This is a genomic window from Micromonospora ferruginea (genome assembly GCF_013694245.2).
Lineage (GTDB): Bacteria > Actinomycetota > Actinomycetes > Mycobacteriales > Micromonosporaceae > Micromonospora > Micromonospora robiginosa.
The window spans coordinates 6,091,020-6,113,878 of sequence record NZ_CP059322.2; the positions used below are offsets into that span (position 1 = coordinate 6,091,020).

The window sequence follows — 22,859 nt, forward strand, 5'->3', positions numbered from 1 at the left end:
GGCGTCGGGGGCGGGGGTCCGGCCGGCGGTAACGTGGGGCCATGACCGAGCGCCGACCCGTCGTCCAGACGTACACCGTGACCGGGATGACCTGCGAACACTGCGTCCGGGCGGTGACCGAGGAACTGTCCGCCCTGCCGGGCGTCGACGAGGTCCGGATCGACCTGGCCGGCGGCACGGCCACGGTCACCAGCGACGCGCCGCTGCCGGTGGAGTCCGTCCGCGCCGCCGTCGACGAGGCGGGCTACGAACTGGTCGGCGGCGTTGCCTGAGTCCTCGGCCCGCACCGCCTCCGCGGTCGACGATCCGGCGACCGGACGCCCCGGGTCGCGGGCCGGCGGTGCCGCGAGCGGCTCGACCGACCGCGCGACCGGTACCGGCGTTGCGGGTTCCGGCGCGCCGGGTCCGGTCGCGGTGGACCGGGAGACGCTGCGGCTCGCCCTGGTGGTCGGCGGCCTGGTGCTGGCCGTGCTGCTCGGCTTCGGGCTCGGCCGGCTGAACCCGCCCGCGAACCCGGCGAGGGCCGGCGCGGCCTCCACCGGCGCCCCCGACAGCGCCGGCGGCGACCACGCCCACGCGCCCGGGACCGGCGCGCACTCGCACGACGGCGCCACGGTCACCCAGGGCGGCGGCGACGGCGCGACCGGCCTGTCGATCAGTTCGGCCGGCTACACGCTCGTCCCGACCGGCCCGGTGCTGACCGCCGGCCGCGCCGGTGAGCTGCGGTTCCAGATCCGCGACGACCGCCGGCGGGCGGTCACCCGGTTCGCCGTCGTGCACGACAAGCCGATGCACGTGATCGTGGTGCGCCGCGACCTCACCGGCTACCGGCACCTGCACCCCACGATGTCCGCCGACGGCACCTGGTCGGTGCCGCTGACGCCGTCCGACCCGGGCGCCTGGCGGATGTACGCGGACTTCACCGCGGTCGCCGACGACGGCCGGCAGGTGGCCGCCGTGCTCGGCGCCGATCTGGCGGTGCCCGGCGGGTACGCGCCCCGCCCGCTGCCCGCGCCCGCGACGTCGGCCACGGTCGACGGGTTCACCGCCGCGTACACCGGCACGCCCGAGGTGGGCCGCTCGGCGCCGCTGCGGTTCCGGGTCACCGCCCCGGGCGGCGGCGGCGCCGCGCCGCTGGAGCCCTACCTGGGCGCGTACGGGCACCTGGTCGCGCTGCGCGAGGGCGATCTCGGCTATCTGCACGTGCACCCGGAGCCGGTGCGCGACGGCGACGCGGTGACGTTCTGGTTGACCGCGCCGGGGCCGGGTCGCTACCGGATGTTCCTGGACTTCCAGGTCGGCGGCGTGGTGCGGACCGCCGCGTTCACCCTCACGGTCGCCTGAGCCGGGCCGGGCGTCGGTCAGCCGGCCCGGCGGACCGGGCGGCGGGCCAGGTAGCGGAGGAGGTCGCGGATGTGGTGCTTCTCCTCGGCGGGGACGTTCGGGTCGGCCAGCCGATCCAGGATCACCCGCACGTCGGCCTCGACCGGGCCGTCCTCGGCGCCCCGGCGGCGGGGCACCGATCCGGCGTCGGGCAGGCCCAGCGCCCGGAACGCGGCGGCCACCGGCAGGTCGAGGGCGGCGCAGAAGCCGCGCACCTTGGCGAGTTCGGGGTAGTCCTGCCAGTCGCCGGCCAGCCAGCGGAAGACGGTGGAGCGGCCGACGCCGGTGTGGGTCGCGAGGTCGGTCACCGTCCAGCCGCGCTCCTCGCGCGCGTCGTCGATGGCCCGTCGCACGAAGCGTGCGAAGGCCATCTGTGGTGACACGTCGGTGGAGCCCATTGCGTCCCGAGCCTAGTACGCCCGCGCGACAAAACAACTGACTGATCGGTCGGAAGGTCCCATGGGTGGGACCCACACCGCGTGAACAGTTGCGAACTGTCAACTAAGCTGGACGAAACCCCTCCCCGGCACCGAGTTCGAAGGAGCAGCATGGCCGAGCCGGACCGTCCCGTCCCGCACCGCCCGGGCGCGGTGAGCCTCTTCTTCGTGGCCAAGGCCGGCGTCTTCGCGCTCGGCTTCTGGATCTGGCTGCTGGTGCTGGCCGTGCAGGGGGACCCGGCGGAGGGCCTGCACCTGATCGCCGCGACCGGCGCGGTCTGCACCACGCTGGTCGGCGTGGTGCTGGGCGCGCGGATGGCGCTCCAGCGCAATGCCGCGGCCCGCCACGCCGAGCTGAAGCGGCTGCTGGTCGACATCTCCTGGAACGCGTTCGCCGCCGCCGGCAACTCCGACCAGCCGGCGAAGGTGGTGCCGTTCCCGAGCCCGCCGCAGGAGGGCGAGCGGTCCACCAACCGCGGTCCGGGCGAGCGGGTGTCGGTCTTCGACCGGGGCGACCGCAACCGGGGCGAACGCCGCCGTTAGCGAGAAGCCCGGTCCACGTCCGCGAGCAGCGTCTCCAGCCGGGGCGTGACGCCCCACCGGTCCACCAGCTCGCGATATTCGGATCGATTGCCGTCGGTCGGCGCGCCGGCGGTCCGCCGCGCGCGGATGAGCAGGTTGCGCGGGGTGTGCCGGGAGTCGACGAACTCCACCACCTCGGCGCGATAGCCGTGCAGCCGGAGCAGCCCGGCGCGCAGCGCGTCGGTGAGCACGTCGGCGAACCGCTCGCGCAGGATGCCCTGCCGGGTGAGCAGCTCGTCCGGCCCGGGCGCGGGGCGGGCCCGCAGTTGCGCGGCCAGGTCGTGGTGGCAGCACGGGGCGGCGAGCACCCAGCGGGCGCCCCAGCGCACCGCGCGGGCCAGCGCCTCGTCGGTCGCCGTGTCGCAGGCGTGCAACGCCAGCACCAGGTCCGGGGCCGGTTCGACGGGCGCCTCGGCGATGGTGCCGGCCACGAAGCTGACCCGGTCGGCCCAGCCCAGCCGCTCGGCCAACTCGGTGTTGCGGCGACGCTGGTCCTCGCGGACGTCCACGCCGACGAGCGTCACGTCCAGGCCGCGCCGGGTCAGGTAGCGGTGCGCGGCGAACGTGAGGTACGCGTTTCCGCAGCCCAGGTCCACCACGCGCAGCGGGCCGGCGAGGTCGTCCGGCAGGGTGGCGGCGAGCGCCCGGAGGAACGCGTCGACCTGACGGCGCTTGGCCGCCGACCCGCCGATCGCGTCGAAGAGCGGGTCGCCGGGGTCGAGCAGCCAGTCCTTCGCCCGGTCGTGCCCGGCCGGCTCGGCGGCGGGGCGGCTGGCCGCGGCGCGGTGCACCTGCGCCTCGCCGGACTTGGTCACCCGGAGCTGGACCGTGGTGTCGGCGGTCTCCACGTGCCAGTTGCCGAACGGCTCGGCGAGCAGCTCGTCGACGGCCGTGCCGGCCTCCGCACCGGGGGCGACGTTGCGGGTGTGCGGCCGGGCGCCGTCCGAGGTGGCGATCTGGAGCCGGGGGCCGGCCTTCAGGGTGACCGGACGTAGTTCCGCGCGGACCACCGAGGGGCGCTGCCCGCGCCGCCGGCCGGCGGCCACCGCCCGGGTCAGGCCCGGGTCCAGCAGCAGCGCCCGGACCTCCCGCAGCGCCGCGTCCAACGGTTCCGCCATGGCGTACCCCTTCCTGCTGCCCGGGCCCGACCAGGATCGTCGATCATGAAGTTGGCGGCCGTGGTCGCGGCGTGTCGCCCCGTCAACTTCATGATCGACGCCGTCGGCGTCGGGCAGGGAGCGGCCCCCGGAACTGGTGGGTCCGGGGGCCGTGTGCGTGTGTGGTCAGTCGGTGGTGGTGCTGGTGGCCTCGGCGGCGGGAGCGCCGGAGCTGCCGGCACGGCGACGCCGGCGACGGCGCGGCTTGGCGGCGGTCTCGCCCTCGGCGGTGGCCGCCACGGTCGGCTCGCCGGCGACCTCGGCGCCGGTCACGCCGGTCGGCTGCTCACCGGCCACCGTCTCGCCGGCCCGGCGGCGACGCCGGCGGCGCGGGGTGCGGGTGCCCTCGTCGGCCCCGGCCTCGATCGCCTCGGCCTCGGCCCCGGCGGCGGGTGCGCCGCCGGACTCGCCGCCGCGACCGCGCCGGCGGTCCCGGTCCCGGCCACGGCTGTCCCCGCCACGCCCCCGGCTGTCGCCGCTGCGGCCCCGGCTGTCGCCGCGCCGCGACCGGCCGCCGCCCAGGTCCTCCTCGACCTCGGCCGACAGGCCGGCGCGGGTGCGCTCGGCGGTCGGCAGGGTGCCGCTGACGTCCCGGGAGATCTCCAGGTCGGTGTAGAGGTGCGGGGAGGTGTGGTAGGTCTCCGGCGGCTCGGGCATGTCCAGCCCGAGGGTCTTGTCGATGATCCGCCAGCGGGGCACGTCGTCCCAGTCGACGAACGTCACCGCGACACCGGTGGCCCCGGCCCGGCCGGTGCGGCCGATCCGGTGGGTGTAGGTGTCCTGGTCCTCGGGGCAGTCGTAGTTGATGACGTGGGTGACGCCGGTGACGTCGATGCCCCGGGCCGCCACGTCGGTGGCGACGAGGGTGTCGATCTTGCCGGCGCGGAACGCCCGCAGGGCCCGCTCCCGGGCGCCCTGGCCCAGGTCGCCGTGCACCGCCGCCACGGCGAAGCCGCGGAAGTCGAGGTCCTCGGCGACCCGGTCGGCGGCCCGCTTGGTGCGGGTGAAGATCATCGTCAGCCCGCGACCCTCGGCCTGCAGGATCCGCGCCACGATCTCGACCTTGTTCATCGAGTGGGTGCGGTAGGCGAGCTGCTGGGTCTGCGGTGACGGGCCGGTCTCGGCGGTGTGCCCGGCGTGGATCGTCACCGGCCGGCGCAGGAAGCGACGGGACAGCGCGACGATCGGGTCCGGCATGGTGGCCGAGAAGAGCATCGTCTGCCGGTCCTCCGGCAGCATCGCGAGGATCTTCTCGACGTCGTCGAGGAAGCCCAGGTCGAGCATCCGGTCGGCCTCGTCGAGGACGAGCGCGCGAACCCGGTCGAGCCGCAGGTGCTTCTGCTTCTGCAGGTCGAGCAGGCGGCCGGGCGTGCCGACCAGGATCTCGACGCCCTTGCGCAGCGCCTCGATCTGCGGCTCGTACGCCACGCCGCCGTAGATCGGCAGCACCCGGACGCCCCGGGTGCGGCCCGCGGCGTCGAGGTCCTTGGCGACCTGGATGCCCAGCTCGCGGGTGGGGACGACGACCAGCGCCTGGGGCACGCCGTCGCTCCCCTCGGACGGGGCGAAGACGCGCTCGAGCAGCGGGATGCCGAAGCCGAGCGTCTTGCCGGTGCCGGTCGGGGCCTGGCCGATCAGGTCGACGCCGCGCAGCCCGATGGGCAGCGCGTATTCCTGGATGGCGAAGGCGCGGGTGATGCCCGCGGCGGCGAGCGCCTCGACGGTCTCCTGACGGGCGCCGAGCGCGGCGAACGTGGGTGCCTCCGGCGGGACCGGAGCTGTGGGGGCCAGTGGCTGGCCGATGGTCTGCTCACTCATGTGGATGTGGGGGTGCCCTCTCGTGGTGCGCCCCTCATGTCCTCAGGGCGCGAACGGTTTGGCGCGGGCCACGCGGTCGGCGGCGGTTTCGCCGAGCCGGACCGGGCCGCACGCGCTCCGGGGACCGGTGCTGATCAGCGAAGCTGACCTGTTCGGTGCCCACGGCAACTGTCTCATCCTACCTGAACAGCCTCTCAGCCGTCCCGATTCCGGGTGCCGGCCGCGCATCCAGGGGTGCCCGGTGTGACCTGTGCCACATTGCGCGCGGGCGGTAGCCTGCGCTCGTGCCCGCCCCCGACCCCGCCGCCGCCGACCTGTTCGGCCTCGTCGCGTACGGCGAACTGCTCGCGTTCGACCGGCTGGCCGCCGATGCCCGACTCGCCCCCGACCTGCGCCGTCGGGCGGCGCTCAGCGAGATGGCCGCGGCCGAGATCGCGCACTACCGGTGGCTCGCCGACCGCCTCGGCGCGCTCGGCGTGGCTCCCGAGGAGGCGATGGCCCCCTACGTCGAGGCGTTGCGGGCGTACCACGACTCGACCGAGCCGAGGGACTGGGCCGAGGCGGTGACCAAGGCGTACGTGGGCGACGCGATCACCGACGACTTCCTGCGCCGGATCGCCGACGGCCTGGCCGGGCCGGACCGCGCGCTGCTGCTCGACGTCCTGCACGACTCCCGGTACGTCGAGTTCGCGGCGGCCGAGATCCGGGCCGCGATCGGGGCCGACCCGAGCGCGGCCGGCCGGCTGTCGATGTGGGCGCGCCGGCTGCTCGGCGAGGCGCTCTCGCAGGCCGGCCGCGTCGCCGCCGCGGACCGGGGCGCGCTCGTCGCGTTGATCGGCCGGGCCGGCGTGGACGTGCCGGCGCTGCTGCGCGAGCTGACCGAGGCGCACGCCGCGCGGATGTCCGCGGCGGGCCTGAACAACTGAGTCGGACCGGGCGACCGGGCCGGACCGGACGGCTGGGCCGACCCCGGAACGACCGGGTCGCCGCGGCAGGTCACCCCGCCACGGCGACCGGTGCGACGCGGATCAGCGGACGGTGAACCCGACGGCGCGGGGCGAGGCCTCCGCGATCTCGACGTAGGCGACCTTGCCGACCGGCACGATGACCCGTCGGCCCTTCTCGTCGGTCAGGGAGAGCGTGCCCTCGCTCCTGGCGAAGGCGTCGGTCACGATCTGCTCGATCTCGGCCGGCGACTGCGCGCTCTCCAGGACCAGCTCCCGCGGCGCGTACTGCACGCCGATCTTGACCTCCACTGTGCCTCCTCAACTGGGGCGAAAAAGCCACCGTGGGAAGGCTATCCGATCAGGCGGCGCGATGGTCAGGCTGACTCACCTTGCAGCGGGAAGCTGGCGATGCCACGCCAGGACAGCGCCGCCACCAGCGCTTCCGCCTCCGGCTTGGCCACCTGCCGGCCGCCGGCCAGCCAGAACTGGGCGGCCGTCTCGGCGGCACCGACGAGCCCGGAGGCGAGCAGCTCGGCGTGCGCGCGGCTCGACCCGGTGTCCGAGATGATGGTGTCGGTGATCGCCGCGATGCAGCCCTGCTCGACCCGCTCCACCCGCTGCCGCACGGCCGGGTCGTTGCGCAGGTCGGACTCGAAGACCAGCCGGAACGCCTCGCTCTCGTGGTCGACGAAGTCGAAGTAGGCCCGCACCGCCGCGCCGACCCGCTCCTTGTTGTCCTGCGTGCCGCGCATCGCGTCGTGCACCTTCGCGACGATGGCGTCACAGTGCGTGTCCAACAGCGCCAGGTAGAGCTCCATCTTCCCGGGGAAGTGTTGGTAGAGGACCGGCTTGGAGACGCCGGCCCGCTCGGCGATGTCGTCCATCGCCGCGGCGTGGTAGCCGTGCGCGACGAACACCTCCTGCGCAGCGGCGAGCAGCTGCTTACGGCGCGCCGAGCGGGGCAGGCGGGTGGGCCGGCCGGCGGTCTGAGCACCGTTCCCCACTGCGGTCATGGGAACCTCCGAGAATCTGCGTCGAGCCGGCACGTATCGCCCGAACCGGGCCGGGTTCGTGAACCCGTCGCGGAATTGGCCCGCCGCTGTAACTTATCGCCACTGTCACCACACGTTATCGGGGAGACGCCGAACGGCCCACCCCGGAGCCGACCGTACGGACCGCCCCCGCCCGCGCACCTCAGCCGAAAAGGCGACCCAAGGCCGCGACCTCCCCCGCCGGGGGGACCCCGAAACCCGACACCCGCCGTCCCGCCGTCCTTCCCCGCCTGGTCAGGGCATAGGCGATGACCACGACTTCGGGCACCGTCGAGTACGTGGCTACCCCAGAGCAGATGATCGAGGCGCATCTCACCTGGATGCGCGCCGGCGGCTACGCCGAGAAGAGCGTCCGAGCGTCCAGCCGCGTCCTCCGCAAGGCCCACGCCGAGCTCCCCGAGGGCCTCCACGCCGCCATCGGCACCGAGCTGGCGGGCTGGCTCGACAACCCCGACTGGGTCCGCGCGACGAAGTGCGCCTACCACAAGCACCTCGTCCGGTTCTACCGCTGGGCGTGCAGCCCGAAGGACCCCTGGCTGTCCTTCGACCCGTCCGCCGACCTGCGCGCGCCGAAGGTCAACCCGGGCGTGCCGCGCCCGGCCGGCGCAGAACTGGTCCGCGCCGCGATCTACGACACCGCCGACCCGTGGCGCATCAACTGCCGCCTCGCCGCGCTCGGCGGGCTGCGCGCCTGCGAGATCGCCGCCCTGCGCCGCGAGGACGTCACCGCCGAGGTGATGCACCTGTGGGGCAAGGGCGACAAGGCCCGGGTCGTCCCCACGCACCCGCTGATCTGGGAGCTGATCGCCCCGCTGCCGCCCGGGCACATCGTCCGGCGCCCGTCCGGTCGGACACCGACCGGCGATTGGGTGTCGACCCAGACCGCCCACTACCTCGCCGCCGCAGGCATCCCCACCAAGCTGTACCCGCTGCGGCACTACTTCGCGTCGACGATCAACCAGCGGTACGGGGACATCCGCGTGGTCCAGGAGCTGCTCGGGCACGCCTCGGTGATGACCACCCAGCGGTACACAGCAGTGACCGCCTCCCGTCTCCGGGAGGCGGTCACCGTGCTGCCGTTCAGCGCACCATCCGCGGCCGGCACGCCGACCGCTGCCCCGGGATCTGGCGGCGCCGTTGCTCCGCCACCACATCGATCCGAGGCGTCCGATCCGCCGGCAGCTCGTCGCGGTCGGCGACCACGACGACCTGGACGCGCCCGTCCATGAGCATCTGCACCACCTCCGGCCATCGGCCGCCGCTCAGGTCGTCGACAACGACGGCCGCGAGGCGAAGGCCCAGCCGGTTGCAGTATTCTGCACATCGATCGGTGTAACGGTCTAGGTTGGCTGCTGTCACGTAGATCAACGCATTGGTCATCTCAAGGTCCTCCCTGGTCAATGGCTGTGCAGGCCGCATTGATCAGGGAGGACTTTCGGTGGGGGAGGGCCCCGCTCCACCGGTCGCCCCGGCGGTCGGTTGTCGAGCGCGGCAGCCACCCCGCCGCGCTGAAGCTCGGGAGCGGCGAGCGTCGCCGTCAGGTCCGCCGACGCCGCGCCAGCCATGCCCGCGCTGCCCGAGGCCGCGCCGCTCGTCGCGTACCCCGGCTCCCACCGTCCGAACGGTGAGAGCGGCGTCGGGCGGGGGCCTGGGTCGGCGGCCTGCGTCAACGGGTCTGTTCGCCGCGCAGGCGGCCGGGACTGCGACTGCTGACGCGGCGGGCCCGCCGAGGCGCCGGCCGTCGGCGGCGACGGCGGCGGCGGCGGCGGAGCTAGCGTGGTCGATCGGGCCGGCGGCGACGCCGACGAAGGCGCTGAAGTCGCTGACCTGGTCGGACGGGGGGAGCGGCTGGGCCGAGGGCTCGGGGATGGTTCGGCGTCGTCGCCGTCGATGTCGGGCAGCCCGGGCACGTCGGGGATGAGCGACGGTAGCGGCTCCGGCAGCGGCAGCGGTGGGACCGGGAGGCTCGGCAGCGGAATGGGCAGCGGCCGGAGCGTGGGCAGCGAGGGCAGCGGCACGGGCAGCGGCAGGCCAGGATCGGCGGACGCTGGGTCGTCGGTGGCCGCGCAAAGGACGGCTGCCGTTCCCAGCGCCAGCAGGATCCCCCCCATGCTGCGACGCATGCAGAGACGATCATCCCGCGAGCGGGACCGAGCAACCCTGGACCGCCCGAAATCGCGCTATGTGAACGCGGCAGATCCGAAGCGTTACTCACATTGTGAACGCGTCGTTAACCTTCCGGGTCAACCGGCATCAATCCGGTCTGACCTGCGCGAACGTGACGCGATACCGGTCCGCCGGATACAGATCCTGCAAACCATCCGGATGTGCGATCACCAACAGCGGCACTCCCTCGGGCACCCCGTAGTCCCGCCGCTCCTGGGGAGTTGGGCTGCGCGCCGACACCCAGTCGCCGAGGTCCACGACGACCTCCTCCGGCTCCACCGACTCGCGCACCACGACACCGCGGCCCCTCACCGCTTCGACCAAACCCTCCGCGCGCAACTGCTTGACGGCGGCTCGGGCGGTCATCGCCGCGACGCCGTAGGTCTGCGACAGATCACGTTCGGACGGAAGGCGGTCGCCTGGCCTGAGCTGCCCAGACGTCACCCGCTCACGGAGGATCGCGGCCAGATCCTGGTAGCCGACCGGCTCCTGCCCGGGGTAAATCACCGCCGCAGGGTAGGCAGCATGCGGAGACATGTAGGTGAGCTAGTTGAGTAGCTTGATCGCCACTACCTGAGGGTGAGGGTTGGCACGTCGGCGTACCGTGGGGTACACGATGTAACCCCTTGCGGAGGTGCCCGATGGTCGACCAGTCTGCCCTCACCCCCGGCCAACGCGTCGAGAAGCTCCGCCGCGGCGTCGGCCTCTCTCGCGAGCGCCTGGCCGGCCTCACCGGCCTGGGCCTCAGCACCATCAAGTTCGTCGAGAACGGCCGCCGCAAGCTCACCCTCAACGTCGCCCAGCGCATCGCCCCGCACCTCGGCGTCCACGACCTCGGAGACCTCTTCGGACCCACCGTCACCCTCTCCCTGGACGGCCGCGCCACCCACCCCGCCGTCGACGACGTCCGCCGCGCGCTGACCGCCTGGCACATCACCATCGACGGACAGCCCGAGAGCACCGACTACCTCCGCGGCGCCGTCGACTCCGCCTGGCAGACCTGGCACACCAGCCGCAACCAGCGCACCGAGGCCGGCCTCGTCCTCCCCGGCCTCCTCGACGCCACCCAGCGGGCCGCGCGGCTGCACACCGGCCAGGACCGGCGAGCCGCACTCGCGCACCTCGCCCAGGCCTACCACCTCGCCCAGGCATACCTGGCGTGGCACGGCGACCGTGAGCTGTGCTGGCTCACCGTCGACCGCGGCATGGCCGCCGCCCTCGACGCCGACGACCCCCTCGCGATCGCCAGCAGCATCTGGTACGCGGCGCACATCCTGCGCGCCGTCGGCCGCGGCGACGAAGCCCTCGAGCGGCTCAGGGAGGCACGAGCCCTGATCGAACCGCGGGTGGCCGATGGCGGCGTGGAGTACGCCGAGATGCTCGCCGACCTCCACCTGTGCACCGCGCTGACCCGAGCCCGCACCGGCGACCAAGGGGCGTGGTCGGACTGGGACACCGCGCGGCAGGTCGTCGACCGGGCGCTCCCGGACGGGTACGTGGGCCTGCGCACCCGAGTGTCGAAGCCACTCGTCGAGGTGTACGCGGTGATGTGCGCCGTCGACCTCGGCGACCCCGACGAAGCCCAGCGCCGGGCGCACTCCCTCGACCCTCAGTCGATCCCGTCGACCGAGCGGCGCGGCCGTCACTACGTCGAGCTGGCCCGCTCCGCCGACCTGGAAGGCGCGCCGGAAGCGACCCTGCACCTGCTCACCCGGGCCGAGGCGACGTCACCGGAGACGGTCAGGTTCTCGCCGCCGGCGCAGGACATGGCCGGGCGCCTCGCCCGCGAGGCCCCGGCGGCGATCCGCGCCGAGGCGGCCGAGCTGGCTCACCGCATCTCCGCTCCTCAGTAGAGGTACACCGAGTCACCGGGTACACCATGTACCCATAGCGACTCGCTTCTCTACCTACCGTCATCGCTGCTGGTGGTGGTGGGGAGTCGCACGGCGTACGACGAGCTGTTCGCCCCGCCGCCCTGAGCCGGACGTGGGTACGTGCTCTGCCCCCGTAGAGCACGGACCCACGCCCCCGGACTGACGGAGGCGAACAGCGTGGCACCCATCCGATCCCTGCTCCGCCGGCTGATCCGGACCGAGAAGCCGCTCGTGTCGGCTCGCCCGGACCAAGCCCAGAAACTCCAGGACGCCGAGGCACGCGCCGCCAAGGAGCGGATGATCGCCCAGGCGCGAATCCTGAACAGCCGCAACGAGCGCGAGGGCGGCTACCAGCGATGAGCCGCCTCGACGAACCGGCGTGTCCGGGGGGCGTCGCTCGAGCGGTGACCGACCGCCCGGCCCGGTCCGCCCGCGCCCTCGCCGTCCTCGACGAGCGGCTGAACCAGCTCGACCACCAACCCGCGCGGCCCGCCTGGAACTGCCAGTCCTGCGGCGGCCCCTGGCCGTGCTCGCCCGCGAAGGTCCGCCTCGCCGAGGCGTACGCCGGCGACCGCACCGGCCTGTCGGTCTACATGTCCGCGCTCTACGCCGCCGCCCTCAACGAACTACCGACAACGTCGGCGGACTGGCTGTACGGCGCGTTCATCCGGTGGACCCGCTCCCTGCCCCGCAAGAGTCCGGCCGCACCCGACGGCCGGCGCAACAAGAAGGAGATCAACCGTGCAGTTCGTACGCCCCAACCGGTGTGACAACTCCGGCCCCAACTGCGTCGAGGTCGCCATCGACGCCCAGCAGAACCGGATCGTCCGCTCGTCGCAGCGCCCCGACGCCCAGGTGACGTTCGACGAGTCGGAGTGGTCGACGTTCATCGACTCGATCCGCGCCGGTCAGACGTTCTGACAGCCACGCCATGACGACGCGGCCGACCTCCACCAGCGCGAGGTCGGCCGCGTCGTCGTCGACCTGCATGGGCTGCGTCGAGGGCATCATCGTCAAGACGCACCGGTGCGCGGGCGCCCACGAGCTGGTGCCGTACGGCGGGTTCTGCGCCTGCCCGAGGCCCGGGTGCGGGCCGGGCGGCCGGCGAGACGAGCGCGGCACCACGACGCGCCGGAGCCGGGCGCCGCCGGGCCCGTCGGTAGACTGACCCGGCTCGTGAGCTGCCAAGATCCCGATCGATCAGGAGAGCACCGTGCAGGTTTCCCAGGCCCTGGACATCATCGAGGCCCTCCTCAACGCTGCCGAGCACCCGGACATCGCCGCCGTCGAGCGGTACGGCCGGGACGCACAGCCCGGCGGCCAGTCCCCCGCCGGGATCCGGGTGCAGCACCGGTCGTCAGACACCCGGGCGCTGCTGATGGCGGACGTCCCGCCGCGCACCGCCCAGCCCGTACCGGTCCTCACCGAGCCGCTGCCGCCCAAGTGGCGGGCGGCTCGGATCCTGGTCCTGGTTCACCAGCTCCTCGACGCCGCCCGGCCCGAGCAGCTCGCCGGGTGGGAGCTGGTCACCCAGGACGGCACGCACTCCCCGGTCGCCGCCGGGATCCGCATCACCGCCCGCGACCGGTCGGTGGTCTACCTGCGGGGCATCGCGGCGTCAGGGCAGCAGCGCGAGCCGGAGAACGATCCGTACCCGGACTACCGAATCCCCCAAGGAGTCCAGTCATGGCACCTCAGTCCCAGTGCTCCATCTGCGGAGCGCGCGTCAGCGTAGCCGCCGGCCAGCCCTGCCCGCCCCACCAGGCGATGGGCAGCCGCGGCAACTGCCCCGGATCCCGCCAGCCCACCGTGTGACAGGAAGCGGCCCCGCTCCTACCCGAAAGGAGCGGGGCCGCTTCGCGTCCAGTTCAGGCCTCGGCCGGGCCGGCCTTCCGCTCAACCCAGGTCCGACGCAGCTGGTACGTCCTGCGGGTCGACAGCGGCTTGTACCGCCAGCCCTGCCCCTCCTCGCCCCACTCCTCCAGGCGCTGCGCCTCGTCTTGCAGGGATCGCTGCACGTGGCGCGGGGAGACCTCCAGCAGCTCGGCTGCCTCTGCCGGGCTCACCCACTTCGTGCTGCTCAACCTGTGCTCCCTGCTCCTGTGCTCACCCGGGCATGATCTCACGCCAGTCACGACCCCGATAGCCACGCCGACACGCTACGACACGACACGACAGTTGCGCCAGACGCGACAGACACGCCAGGATGGCTGTCATGACCTTGTTCCGTCCCCGGCGCACCGCCGAGGAGTTCGCCGCGGCCGCCCGTGCTCAGGACGAGCGCCGCCGGCTTCAGGCCCAGTTCGACCGGGACCAGGCCGCCGCCCACCGAGCCGAGCGCCGCCGCCTCGACCGCGAACGCGCCCGCGCCGACCGCAAGCGCCGCAAGGCCCGAGCCAAGGCCCGCGCCCGCTTCTGGCACCGCATCGGCGCCGGCCTCCGAGCCGCCCGGACCATCGCCCCGCTGCTGCTCGTCAACGCCGCCGCCGTCGGCGGACAGACCGGCTACGCGATCACCCGCACCCCCGAGTCCTGGCCCGCCCCAGCCCGCCTCGCCGTCGCCCTGGTCTACGCCGCGACCGTCGAGTCCATCGCCCTCTACGTGAACTGGCACGCCCACGACGCGCTGATGCACCGGGCCACCGGCACCGCCACCGAGATGCGCCGCCGCGCCTACCTGATCGCCGCCGTGGTGGCGGCCATGAACTACTCGCACTTCGACGGGGAGCACTGGACACCGACGCCGTTCGCGGTCGGCTCCGGCATGGCTTCCCTGCTCTCGCCGTGGCTGTGGGGCCTGCACACCCGCCGCGCCCAGCAACTCCAGCTCCTGCGCGCCGATCTGGTCGACGAAACCGGCGCCGTGTTCGACCGCAAGCGGCGCCGGGCGTTCCCGATCCGGACGTGGCGGGCCGAGCGCTGGAGCATCGAGCACCACATCCGCGACCCCCGGGTGGCGTGGGACGGCTACCACGCCGAGCGGGCCGCCTGCCGGGCGCAGGTCCGGCCGGGCCGGCTCGGGTCGGCGTGGGCGGCGCTGCGCGGTCGCGCGGTGGCCATCCAGCCGCCGGCGCCGAAGCGGGCGTCGGTGCTCGACGAGTCCGACCCGGGCGTGCGGGAGTGCCGGAAGCTGGCCCGGTCGATGGAGTCGGCGACGCAGGGTCTGCGGCCCCGGTTGGCGCGGATCGCTGTGGCCGACTGGTCGCTCGGGCTGTGGCCGGCCAGCGGCCGGCGCGGTGGCCAGTCGGGTGGCCAGCCACCGGCCAGCGGCCGGCCACCGGCACCGGCCGGCCCGGCCAGTCCCCCGCCGGAGCCGCCCGAACCGCCGGCGACTCCACCCCGCCGCCCCGCCGCCGGACGACAGCGCCATCGCGAAGGTCGCCGCCGCCTACGACGAGCTGCTGAAGGAGATCGGCCGGCCGCCGTCCGGCCGGCAGGTGGCCAAGCGCGCCAAGGTCAGCAAGACCACGGCCAACGACTGGCTCAACGAGCATCACAGGAAGAAGTAGAAGCTCCCCGGGGCGCGGCCAACGCCTGGACAGCACGCCGCGCCCCGGGGCCCTCCCCGGAAGGAAGGACCTCCATCATGCCCACCCACCACGCCCTGCCCGGCCAGCCGCCGCCCGACGCGCCGGCCGGCCAGCTGCTCCGCATGAACGTCGACCCGACCGTCATCCAGCCCCGCCGCGTGCCGTGGACGCTCATCCTGGCCGCCGACCTCGTCGGGGTGCTGGCCGCGCTGGCCACCGGACTGGCCGCCCGGCTGGCCGGCCACCTGACCGTCACCGCGGTGGCCGGCATCGTCATGGTGCTGCTCGGCGTCGCCCTGTTCCCGATCACCACGCACCGGGAGATGGACCGCTGATGGCCGCCCTGCCGTACCGCCTGCACATCTTCGACGGCCAGTACGAGGTGCTGGCCGGCCGCCGGCACATCGTCGTGCTGGACCTGTCCCTGCCCGGCTACGGGAGCATCCTCGCCCAGCAGCTCCAGGCGCTCACCCGCGACGCGGTCGCCGCGAACGAACCGATGGACGCGCCCCGCCTCGAGGTCCGCGACCCGGGCACCGGCGCGCTGGTGCTCAACTGGACGGGGGTCTGATGCCGCACACCATGTCCCCCACCGGGGTGGCGATCCTGCTGCTCCTCGCGCTGATCATCGACTACATGAGCGTCGGACCGAACAGCCTGCGCGACCGGCTCGCGTTCATCGTCGCCGTGCCGGTCATCCGCGAAGGCTTCGACGGCAGCCCAGCCGACCAGAAGACCGTCGAGGCGATCGGCAATGTCATCCAGGCGCTGCTCGACTCCACCGGCGGTGCCTACATCGCCGGCGCCAGCGTCAACGCGCTGATCGGCGCGCTGATCGGCCTGCTGTGGATCTACGCCCTCGGCTGCATGCTGCCGGTCAAGGCGTCGAAGCGGCTCGGCCGGTTCGCGACGCTGGCATTCCCGCAGTCCGGGATCTACCGGCTCAACGCCCGCCTGTGGATCGTCGCCATCCTCCTCGGCATGATGTCCGACCTGCCCCAGGGCTTGGTCGGCAGCACCACTCGGTCGCTCGTCGACATGGCCGCGCACCTCGTCGCCCCGCTTCCCGCCATCCTGTTCGGAGCTGCCTGAGATGTTCACCCTCGCCGAGGCGACCGAGCCCCAGCGCGGCTGGGGCGGGCCGGTCGCCCTGCTCATCGCCGTCGTCCTGTTCCTGCTCTTCATCGGCGTGCACTACGCCTGGACCACCATCTGGTTCCCCTCCCCCACCGAGGAGGGTGACACTGATCTTGGTGTCAACTCGCAGGTCAGCTCAGTGTCTGACACCGGTGACACCGACCGTGACACCAGCCCGTGGGGGCGGATCGTCAACCGCGCCGGCCGGCGCGTCCGGGTCTACGACAGCGGCCGGGACACCGAGCTGGACCTCGACCTGGACGGCGCCGACCCGGAGCCGGAGACGCTCGAGGAAGCCGTCGACCGGCTGGACCGGCAGGGCGTCGCGTACGCCGAGATCGTCCGGCGGGTGATGGCCGACCACCGGGTGTCGGAGTCGACCGCGAAGCGGGCCATCCGCACCAGCCGGCAGGCCCGGTCGACTAGCTGACCTGGACACGCGACAGCGCCCCCGCTGGCCTGGTGGCCACGCGGGGGCGCTGTCGCGCTGGGGCTACTGCTGCTTGGCCGGACGGCCCGGGCCGCGCGCGGCGCCGATGCGCTTGCGGTGGGCGGTGACCCGCCGGCGGACCTCGTGGACCGTCACGCCGGCGCGTTCGGCGACCTGGTCCTCCGGCTGGGTCTCGCGGGCCGCTGAGATGGCGGCGTCCATCTCAGCCGCGATGGCCGCCTTGAGGGTGGGCGCGAGGTCGCGCAGGAGTTGGTAGCGGGCCAGGTCGTCTGGGGTGTCCGCTGCGGCGGCGAGCTGACGGGCGAGGTCGCGGAGGTCCATGGGAAAAATTCTACACTACCCTGTTGCAGTAAATGCTAGTGCGATGTAGAATTTAGGTACAGGGAGCGAGAGAAGGAGCCAGAGATGAACCTCAAGACCATCGCCCAGAAGAGCGAGAAGACCTTCCAGATGCACCGCGCCGACGCCGACGCCGACACCCAGCTCGCCCTCGACAAGCTCCGCGCCAACCCGAACATGTCCCAGGCTCAGGCGGTCCGAGAGGCCCACCGGGAGCGGAGCTGGACCGCCAGCGCCGAGTGGCAGGCCACCGCCTGAAGCACCCAGGGGCCCGGGCAACCGGGCCCCTGCTCCGCGCTCCTCCACGCGAAAGTGCCCCCACCCGGCCATCCGGCCAGGTGGGGGCACTTCGTCATGGTGCGTGGTCAGCGGCGGGAGAAGGTCTCCGGCTCGCCCGGGTCCGTCGCCGGGGTGTCGGAGCCGTCCGCGTCGGGGGTCTCCGATCGGAACGCGCCCAGCTCGCCGACCAGGCCGTCGAGGGTGGCCTGCACCCGGTCGGCCGCGGCCTGGGCCTCGGGGTCGCCGGCGGCCCGCTCGATCAGGATCCGCACGTCGGCCTGGATCCCGGCGAGACCGTCGCGGACGGTACCGAGGGTGGCGTTCTGCTGGTCGAGCTGCTCGCTCAGGGTGGACATCTGGTGCTCCATTCGGTGGAGGGTTGCGGGGACCCGTGCCCAGGACCGGGCGCGGGAGATCAGACGGGGCAGCACGGCGGTCAGAGCTGGCCGGTTACGAGGCTCGGCGAGTCCGGCTCGCCGGAGGCCTTCGCCGAAACGAGCGAGGTGAGCACGGACAGCACGAGCGCACCGCTGGCGATGCCGCCGGCCGCCGGCCAGTCGGCGTGCCAGGCGTTGAACACGGCGTCGCCGCCCCAGTAGAGCAACAGCGCCTGGGCCGCGCTCTTGACGGCCCGCTCGGCGGTCGCCTTCCAGAACCTGCCTTCGAACATGGTGGTGCCCTCCTGGGTACAGTCGGTGGATGGTGCACGTGCCTTCTCTGCCAGCCCGGGACCGGCTGGTCCTGGCCGAGCTGTCGGGGGTGGCCGGCCGCTACGGGCACGGCAGCGACCGCGAAAAGCCCCGCGACGAAGCCGTGACGGCGGTGCGCGCGGTGACCACCGACCCGACGCTGTTGGGCGTCCAGGCCGGGGTTGCGATGGCCGACCCGCAGGGCATCAGCGGGCCGACGGTCGACCTGCTCCGCGAGGCGGGCGCGGACATGGAGACGGCCGCAGCCCACGCGGCCGAGGTGCGGGCCCGGATGGAAGCCCAGGGCACCCGGTACGACAGTTAGCTACCGGCCGCCTGCCGGTCGTGTTGGGCGCGGTGCAGCAGCACGCACCGCCACACCACTTGCCCGACCAGGGCTGCGAACGTCACGAACGTGGCCGTGGTGCGGCCGGGGTAGTCCGGCCAGATCCGCGCGGCCACGATCAGGGACATCAGCACGCCGAGATTGGCGGTGAACTGCATGAGGTGCCGGCCGCCCGGGTTGTGCCGCCAGTCCCCGCGCGTGGTCACCCAGAACGCGACCACGAAGTACCAGCAGGCGACTGCGCCGATGACGGCAAGCACGGTGTTCAGGTCCTTCACCGCGACCCCCTCAACGCGTCGGTGATCATTGGGCCGAAGTGGTTACGCCGGCGGATCTCCGCCAGCCGGCGGGCCGCCGCGTCCACCTGGTCGTCGTCGGCGCGGGCTGCCGCCAGATCCGCCTGCGCCCGCTCCAACAGAGTGCGGGCTTCGGTCGTCTCCGGCGACGGCTTCGGCCGGCGCTTACGTCTCCAGATCATGGCGGCCAGCCTCCCGAGCCAAGCCTTGCAGCAGCTGCACGGTCAGGTCGGTGTTCGGCAGCAGCTTCTGCACCTGCTCATCACGTACCCGGACCTGCTCGTCGCGTACCGCGAGAGTGGCCCTCAGGTGGGTGATCTGCTCGTCCTTGTCGCGTACCCGGTCCTCGTGCACGGTGCGCGGCACCAGCCGGCCGGTGAGGACCAGGGCGACGACGAAGAGCAGTACCCCGACCGGGCCGCCGGAGCTGAGCAGCGCGGCGGGGATGTCCGGCACCGGTCAGGCCTGCGGCGCGGCGCCGTCGAGGGACCCGAGGACTGTGCGGAGGGCGGCTTCCAGGTCGTCGCGGGACACCGGCCCATCGGCGGGCGGCAAGCCGGCGAGGACCCGCTCGGCGACCGCGCTGGCGAGCTGGCCAACGTCGACCGGCTCCGGCCGGGGCAGCGCGGCGAGCGCGGCGGCCAGCTCGGCCGGGCTCGTCCCCTCGGCACCGACCAGCGCGGGCAGCTTGGCCAGGGCCGTGGCAACCGCGGCGACCTGCGCCTTGAGTGCCGCCGCCTCCCTGGTCTGCTGCCAGTCGGCGAACGCCGGTCCGCGCTGCTGCTGGTGCAGGTTGCGCAGCAGGGTCCGCAGCGGCAGCGCCCCGGACCCGGTGTAGCTGAGGTCCTCGGCGAGCAAGGCCTTCGCGATTTCGGCGGCAGTCGGCATGTCGTCGTCCCCTTCGATGAGTCCGATGGTGGTGAGGTAGCGGCGGATCACGGCGGTCTGGTCGCGGCCGGCGCGGATCGCGTCGCGGAAGTAGCTCTTGTGGGTGTGGAACAGGTGGGTGATGTCGCCGGACGACCGCCGGCCGAGCCGGTCCCAGCGACGGACCGTCTTCCCGTCCGGGCTGTAGATGACCTCGCGGATATCGCGCGTGTCGTCGGTGCCGGCCTCGCACTGGGCGACCAGCCAACGGGAGTAGTGCGGCAGGTCGTACGTTCCCGTGCTGGTGGTGACCTCGAACTGGCCGACATCCAGCGCGCACGCCCACCGGTCCAGGCCGGTGCGGTCACGCGCCGACTCGACCACGCTGTAGTCGCCGGACACGACCCGGTCCTCACCGCAGTGGTAGCCGCCCCGGTGCGCCGAGTCGCCGACGATGCCCACCTCGGCCGGGTCCAGGTCGTCGTCCACCGTCTTACCCGGGTGCATGTCGAGGTGGTCCAGCAGCAGCTGGCGGGCGTCGAGCAGCGTCTTGGGTGCGGTGGTGGCCACCGGCGTCTCCTCCGAGATGATGGTCTGCCAGGTCAGCCGGGCCGGCTCCGAACCCGGCGCGGCCAGGTCCCAGCCCTCCTTGTGGTACCAGCAGCAGGTCAGGCCGCCATCGGCCTTGATCGCGTCGACCATGGCGCGCATCCACGCCTGCTGGCCTGCGCCGTCGCGGTCGCCCGGGAGCCGTTGCGCGCCCAGCTCGGCCACCAGGTACGGCACGCCGAGCTGCTCGGCGACGGCACGGGGGATCGACAGCAGGTCGTCCGGCGACCTGTACGTGGTGCCGTTGTTGTAGACGTCCCAGCCCACGAAGTCGACCGGCTGCCGGGGCATCCACCGGGTGTCACCCGGGTTGGCCTGCCACCAATACCGGGTGTACGTCGGGCCGAGCCAGATCTCGTCGCGCATCGGTGCCGCGTCGAACGCCGACCACAGCTCCGCCCAGGCGGCGTGGAACTCCTCCGGCGTCGGGTCGCCGGAAGCCGGTCCCTGCTCCGGCTCGTGGTTCTTGGTCAACTTCAGGCGCGACCCGGCCGGCTTCCGCGCCGCCCAGGCCAACACCTCCGCCAGCGGGTTGGTCTTGTACGACACGTGGACCGTCACGCCCGCTGCGACCAGCGGACCCAGCACTGAGCCGTCCCAGGTGGGCATCGGCTTGCCGGGCTGCACGAAGATCCGACCTGCACCGGTGTCCCGGTACATGGCCAGCATCTCCGCTACGCTCCGGCCGCCCGGGCACCAACCGATGAGGGTCACGCCGCCTCCTAGAAGATGGGGATGCCAGGCGCCGGCTCGACGGCAGGCGCCGCGGCGTCGGGCTTGAGCGCGATCGCGAACACCACCGCGTTGCCCTCCGACAGGGAACTGGTGAGCGTCCGCGTGACCCCGGTGGCTGCCGTCAGCGGGCCGCCCGAGTCCCACACCGCCAAGGTGACGTCGGCCGAGCCGGCGTTCGTGGCCAGCTCCGCCCGCTCCGCCTCACCGGAAGCCGACGACGACCAGGTGGACGCGCCGGCCGCGCCGGGAGCGTGGCGGGTGGCCACCCCGTACACCAGCCAGCCGCCCGCCGGCACGTCCACCGCGGGCGTGGTCTGCGACGTGCCCGACACCCCGGCCACCATCGACGCGGCAGCCACCGGCGTGGTCACGTCGAGGCCTCGATAGGCGCCCACCCACGCGCCGAGCTTCGGGGTCGCCGAGGTCGTCCACACGTAGCTGCCCGGCTCCGAAGCGGCGACCCGGGAGCGGATCCGGCCGCCGAGGTTCGCCCCGCTGGTCGCATCGCCGCGCACGGTCAGCCCGGACACCGGCTCGGTGACGGTCGCAGACGCGTTGAGCTGGGCGAAGAAGTGCAGCACCAGGTCCCCGTTGACCACGCCGGTCAGACCGGACACCGTCACCGTGGACTGGGCGCCAGTCGGCATAGCCTCCTGGTCGTCAACTCTGCTGATGGCCATCAGTACGCCAGGACCTGGACGGTGAGGCGGGTACCGGCCGTGGTGGAGCCGACCTGGTCGACGTCGACGGTCAGATACGAGCCGGCCGCCCAGGACGCGGACACGAACGTTGAGGCGACCCCGGAGTACCTGTTCCCGGCGGTGATCGTCGGCCGGTTCCCCGACGTGAACACCGCCGTGCCGTCGACTCGCACCTGCACGATCAGCGATGACCCGGCCGGCGCGGTGCCGCCGATCGACGCGACGACCGACCGCAGCGTCAGCGTGGACGCGGCCGGGTTGTAGACCCGATACGTGCCGGTGCCGACCGCTGCGGTGTCCTGCGTCCAGGTGGGCATCACGCTGACCGTGCTGCCGCCTCCGCCTCCGGCCGCGCCGGCCCAGGTGCCCGGGGTGCCGCCTGCCGTACAGAGCCACAGCGCGCCAGCAGAGTCGACGACGGCGTCTCCGGTGGCCCAGGTGCCGCTGGTGGGCGCGCCCGTGCCGCTCCGCTGTCCTCGGAAGGTGATGCCGGACAGCGAGTTGTACGAGCCGCCTGCTCGTACGCCCTGCAACCCGCTGAAGATCCGCGTCGCCTCGATCCAGCCGGGCTTCGTGCTGTGGCCGGTGCCGTAGCCGCCCAGCAGCGGCTCCCGGTTCGCCGCGTTGGTCGGGTTCGTTGACCATTCCGCGTACCGGCCGGTGCTCGGCCCGCCCAACCCCTCCGCGTACTCGAAGACCCGGTGGGCGATCCGGTTGACCGTCGACGGCGCGGACCGGCCCTCACCGTTGCCGTTGAACCAGCCCGTCTTCACCGACGAGCCACCGGACGTGGTGGAGAAGAACTGCACGGCGTCCGGGTTGTCGTCGGTGGAGCTGTACGGCTGCTGAAGCCGCAGCCACGGCTGCCCGTTCTGGCCCTGGCTGGACAGCGGCGGCGTGACCGCGTTCCCGACGTACGAGCCGCCGGACAGCGGCGGGTTGAGCAACACCGCCCCGGCTGCCGCCGACGGCGGGATCAACCCGAACCCACCACCCGTCACCACCCCGAACAGGTCGCCGACGTTCCGGCTGCCCGGCGGCGGCACGGAGGCGTCGACCAGGTTCGCCACGCCTGTCCCATGCCCATTGCTCTGGGCGACGTGAGCGGCGAACCCGACGGCGGTCGCCACGGCCTGGTCGCCGACGTCGGCGGCCATCCACACGCGGGGTCCGCCGCCGGCCGACGCCCACGCCCCGGTGATCCCGTCCGGGTACTGCACCCGCGGGATCTGGCCGAGCGCCCGACCGTCGGCGGTCGTCGACGACAGCACCGCCGACACCGCCGCGCCGCCGCTGTCCAGCAGGTCCGTGTACTGGGTGCCGCTGGTCTCCGCGTTCCACCAGGTGATCTCCACGCCGCCCACCACCACGGCGGCCTTGCCCGACAGCGCGCCGATCGTGACGGTGTCACCGGAGACGATCGTGTAGTCCGACGGCCCACCGCCGGCCCAGTAGCGAGTCATG

32 protein-coding genes are annotated in these 22,859 nt (G+C 73.3%); 16 read left to right on the forward strand and 16 right to left on the reverse strand.

Annotation, left to right across the window (positions count from 1 at the left end):
• Positions 1-41: 41 nt before the first annotated feature.
• Both H1D33_RS27225 and H1D33_RS27230 read left to right on the forward strand, forming a co-directional pair.
• On the forward strand, positions 42-272 hold the full coding sequence (locus H1D33_RS27225; protein WP_181570473.1) for a heavy-metal-associated domain-containing protein: 231 nt from the start codon (positions 42-44) through the stop codon (positions 270-272).
• Entirely contained in the window at positions 265-1,344 is a 1,080-nt protein-coding gene (locus tag H1D33_RS27230; RefSeq protein ID WP_414685452.1) for a hypothetical protein, read from the forward strand. Before H1D33_RS27225 ends, H1D33_RS27230 begins: the two co-directional genes overlap by 8 nt.
• A gap of 17 nt (positions 1,345-1,361) precedes the next feature.
• On the opposite strand, the gene H1D33_RS27235 is transcribed toward H1D33_RS27230, so the two are convergent.
• On the reverse strand, positions 1,362-1,781 hold the full coding sequence (locus H1D33_RS27235; protein WP_181570472.1) for a helix-turn-helix domain-containing protein: 420 nt from the start codon (positions 1,779-1,781) through the stop codon (positions 1,362-1,364).
• 150 nt (positions 1,782-1,931) lie between these two features.
• Between H1D33_RS27235 and H1D33_RS27240 the strand changes: the two genes are divergently transcribed.
• Positions 1,932-2,363, forward strand: a complete 432-nt coding sequence (locus H1D33_RS27240; protein WP_181570471.1) for a hypothetical protein — start codon at positions 1,932-1,934, stop codon at positions 2,361-2,363.
• Here H1D33_RS27240 and H1D33_RS27245 read toward each other — a convergent pair.
• Entirely contained in the window at positions 2,360-3,520 is a 1,161-nt protein-coding gene (locus tag H1D33_RS27245) for a class I SAM-dependent methyltransferase (RefSeq protein WP_181570470.1), read from the reverse strand. The genes H1D33_RS27240 and H1D33_RS27245 overlap by 4 nt on opposite strands.
• Before the next feature lie 165 nt (positions 3,521-3,685).
• Positions 3,686-5,377, reverse strand: a complete 1,692-nt coding sequence (locus H1D33_RS27250; RefSeq protein ID WP_181570469.1) for a DEAD/DEAH box helicase — start codon at positions 5,375-5,377, stop codon at positions 3,686-3,688.
• Positions 5,378-5,661: 284 nt separating this feature from the next.
• Between H1D33_RS27250 and H1D33_RS27255 the strand changes: the two genes are divergently transcribed.
• Positions 5,662-6,303: a ferritin-like fold-containing protein gene (locus H1D33_RS27255; RefSeq protein ID WP_181570468.1), complete on the forward strand. Its 642-nt coding sequence runs from the start codon at positions 5,662-5,664 to the stop codon at positions 6,301-6,303.
• Between the two features lie 102 nt (positions 6,304-6,405).
• Here H1D33_RS27255 and H1D33_RS27260 read toward each other — a convergent pair whose 3' ends face one another.
• Positions 6,406-6,633, reverse strand: coding sequence for a DUF3107 domain-containing protein (locus H1D33_RS27260; protein ID WP_030502928.1), 228 nt, complete (start codon positions 6,631-6,633; stop codon positions 6,406-6,408).
• Positions 6,634-6,698: 65 nt separating this feature from the next.
• Positions 6,699-7,337, reverse strand: a complete 639-nt coding sequence (locus H1D33_RS27265; RefSeq protein ID WP_091065616.1) for a TetR/AcrR family transcriptional regulator — start codon at positions 7,335-7,337, stop codon at positions 6,699-6,701.
• A 317-nt stretch (positions 7,338-7,654) separates the two neighbouring features.
• Here H1D33_RS27265 and H1D33_RS27270 point away from each other — a divergent pair, with 317 nt between their 5' ends.
• Positions 7,655-8,605 carry a tyrosine-type recombinase/integrase gene (locus H1D33_RS27270; RefSeq protein ID WP_181570467.1) on the forward strand — a complete coding sequence of 317 codons (951 nt, stop codon included), beginning with the start codon at positions 7,655-7,657 and terminating at the stop codon, positions 8,603-8,605.
• 1,024 nt (positions 8,606-9,629) lie between these two features.
• Here H1D33_RS27270 and H1D33_RS27275 read toward each other — a convergent pair.
• Complete coding sequence (locus H1D33_RS27275) at positions 9,630-10,049, reverse strand: winged helix-turn-helix domain-containing protein (protein ID WP_246411831.1); 420 nt, start codon at positions 10,047-10,049, stop codon at positions 9,630-9,632.
• A 134-nt stretch (positions 10,050-10,183) separates the two neighbouring features.
• On the opposite strand from H1D33_RS27275, the gene H1D33_RS27280 reads away from it, so the two are divergent.
• The 5 genes from H1D33_RS27280 to H1D33_RS27300 all read left to right on the forward strand — a co-directional run bounded on the left by H1D33_RS27280 (position 10,184) and on the right by H1D33_RS27300 (position 13,151).
• The gene (locus H1D33_RS27280; protein ID WP_181570465.1) at positions 10,184-11,395 is read left to right on the forward strand and encodes a helix-turn-helix domain-containing protein; all 1,212 of its coding nucleotides are present in this window, start codon (positions 10,184-10,186) and stop codon (positions 11,393-11,395) included.
• Positions 11,396-11,593: 198 nt separating this feature from the next.
• Positions 11,594-11,776, forward strand: a complete 183-nt coding sequence (locus H1D33_RS27285) for a hypothetical protein (RefSeq protein WP_181570464.1) — start codon at positions 11,594-11,596, stop codon at positions 11,774-11,776.
• A 44-nt stretch (positions 11,777-11,820) separates the two neighbouring features.
• Positions 11,821-12,186: a hypothetical protein gene (locus H1D33_RS27290; RefSeq protein WP_181570463.1), complete on the forward strand. Its 366-nt coding sequence runs from the start codon at positions 11,821-11,823 to the stop codon at positions 12,184-12,186.
• Positions 12,158-12,337, forward strand: a complete 180-nt coding sequence (locus tag H1D33_RS27295) for a DUF397 domain-containing protein (protein ID WP_181570462.1) — start codon at positions 12,158-12,160, stop codon at positions 12,335-12,337. The genes H1D33_RS27290 and H1D33_RS27295 overlap by 29 nt, the downstream gene beginning before the upstream one ends.
• Positions 12,338-12,629: 292 nt before the next feature.
• A complete protein-coding gene (locus tag H1D33_RS27300; protein ID WP_181570461.1) occupies positions 12,630-13,151 on the forward strand; it encodes a hypothetical protein in 522 nt (173 codons plus the stop codon).
• Positions 13,152-13,284: 133 nt separating this feature from the next.
• On the opposite strand, the gene H1D33_RS27305 is transcribed toward H1D33_RS27300, so the two are convergent.
• Positions 13,285-13,482, reverse strand: a complete 198-nt coding sequence (locus H1D33_RS27305; RefSeq protein WP_181570460.1) for a hypothetical protein — start codon at positions 13,480-13,482, stop codon at positions 13,285-13,287.
• Positions 13,483-13,631: 149 nt separating this feature from the next.
• Between H1D33_RS27305 and H1D33_RS27310 the strand changes: the two genes are divergently transcribed.
• Genes H1D33_RS27310 through H1D33_RS27325 form a run of 4 tightly spaced genes read left to right on the forward strand, consistent with a single transcriptional unit; the run spans position 13,632 to position 16,513 of the window.
• A complete protein-coding gene (locus tag H1D33_RS27310) occupies positions 13,632-15,281 on the forward strand; it encodes a hypothetical protein (RefSeq protein WP_307755266.1) in 1,650 nt (549 codons plus the stop codon).
• Complete coding sequence (locus H1D33_RS27315) at positions 15,281-15,517, forward strand: hypothetical protein (RefSeq protein WP_181570457.1); 237 nt, start codon at positions 15,281-15,283, stop codon at positions 15,515-15,517. Before H1D33_RS27310 ends, H1D33_RS27315 begins: the two co-directional genes overlap by 1 nt.
• Before the next feature lie 26 nt (positions 15,518-15,543).
• Complete coding sequence (locus H1D33_RS27320; RefSeq protein WP_181570456.1) at positions 15,544-16,038, forward strand: hypothetical protein; 495 nt, start codon at positions 15,544-15,546, stop codon at positions 16,036-16,038.
• Between the two features lies 1 nt (position 16,039).
• Positions 16,040-16,513: a hypothetical protein gene (locus H1D33_RS27325; protein WP_181570455.1), complete on the forward strand. Its 474-nt coding sequence runs from the start codon at positions 16,040-16,042 to the stop codon at positions 16,511-16,513.
• A 63-nt stretch (positions 16,514-16,576) separates the two neighbouring features.
• Here the strand turns inward: H1D33_RS27325 and H1D33_RS27330 are convergent, their stop codons facing one another.
• On the reverse strand, positions 16,577-16,855 hold the full coding sequence (locus H1D33_RS27330) for a hypothetical protein (protein ID WP_181570454.1): 279 nt from the start codon (positions 16,853-16,855) through the stop codon (positions 16,577-16,579).
• Positions 16,856-16,939: 84 nt separating this feature from the next.
• Here H1D33_RS27330 and H1D33_RS27335 point away from each other — a divergent pair, with 84 nt between their 5' ends.
• Positions 16,940-17,131, forward strand: coding sequence for a hypothetical protein (locus H1D33_RS27335; protein WP_181570453.1), 192 nt, complete (start codon positions 16,940-16,942; stop codon positions 17,129-17,131).
• A 107-nt stretch (positions 17,132-17,238) separates the two neighbouring features.
• On the opposite strand, the gene H1D33_RS27340 is transcribed toward H1D33_RS27335, so the two are convergent.
• On the reverse strand, positions 17,239-17,508 hold the full coding sequence (locus tag H1D33_RS27340) for a hypothetical protein (protein WP_181570452.1): 270 nt from the start codon (positions 17,506-17,508) through the stop codon (positions 17,239-17,241).
• 80 nt (positions 17,509-17,588) lie between these two features.
• Positions 17,589-17,822, reverse strand: a complete 234-nt coding sequence (locus tag H1D33_RS27345) for a holin (protein WP_181570451.1) — start codon at positions 17,820-17,822, stop codon at positions 17,589-17,591.
• Positions 17,823-17,851: 29 nt separating this feature from the next.
• Here H1D33_RS27345 and H1D33_RS27350 point away from each other — a divergent pair, with 29 nt between their 5' ends.
• On the forward strand, positions 17,852-18,166 hold the full coding sequence (locus tag H1D33_RS27350) for a hypothetical protein (protein ID WP_181570450.1): 315 nt from the start codon (positions 17,852-17,854) through the stop codon (positions 18,164-18,166).
• On the opposite strand, the gene H1D33_RS27355 is transcribed toward H1D33_RS27350, so the two are convergent.
• The 6 genes from H1D33_RS27355 to H1D33_RS27380 are packed head-to-tail and all read right to left on the reverse strand — an operon-like array spanning position 18,163 to position 22,858.
• Entirely contained in the window at positions 18,163-18,465 is a 303-nt protein-coding gene (locus H1D33_RS27355) for a putative phage holin (protein ID WP_181570449.1), read from the reverse strand. The genes H1D33_RS27350 and H1D33_RS27355 overlap by 4 nt on opposite strands.
• Positions 18,462-18,665 carry a DUF7620 family protein gene (locus H1D33_RS27360; RefSeq protein ID WP_181570448.1) on the reverse strand — a complete coding sequence of 68 codons (204 nt, stop codon included), beginning with the start codon at positions 18,663-18,665 and terminating at the stop codon, positions 18,462-18,464. Before H1D33_RS27360 ends, H1D33_RS27355 begins: the two co-directional genes overlap by 4 nt.
• Positions 18,649-18,939 carry a hypothetical protein gene (locus H1D33_RS27365; protein ID WP_181570447.1) on the reverse strand — a complete coding sequence of 97 codons (291 nt, stop codon included), beginning with the start codon at positions 18,937-18,939 and terminating at the stop codon, positions 18,649-18,651. Before H1D33_RS27365 ends, H1D33_RS27360 begins: the two co-directional genes overlap by 17 nt.
• A gap of 3 nt (positions 18,940-18,942) precedes the next feature.
• A complete protein-coding gene (locus tag H1D33_RS27370; RefSeq protein ID WP_181570446.1) occupies positions 18,943-20,628 on the reverse strand; it encodes a PH domain-containing protein in 1,686 nt (561 codons plus the stop codon).
• Positions 20,629-20,681: 53 nt separating this feature from the next.
• Positions 20,682-21,341: a hypothetical protein gene (locus tag H1D33_RS27375; RefSeq protein WP_181570445.1), complete on the reverse strand. Its 660-nt coding sequence runs from the start codon at positions 21,339-21,341 to the stop codon at positions 20,682-20,684.
• 32 nt (positions 21,342-21,373) lie between these two features.
• The gene (locus H1D33_RS27380) at positions 21,374-22,858 is read right to left on the reverse strand and encodes a hypothetical protein (RefSeq protein WP_181570444.1); all 1,485 of its coding nucleotides are present in this window, start codon (positions 22,856-22,858) and stop codon (positions 21,374-21,376) included.
• Between the last annotated feature and the right edge of the window lies 1 nt (position 22,859).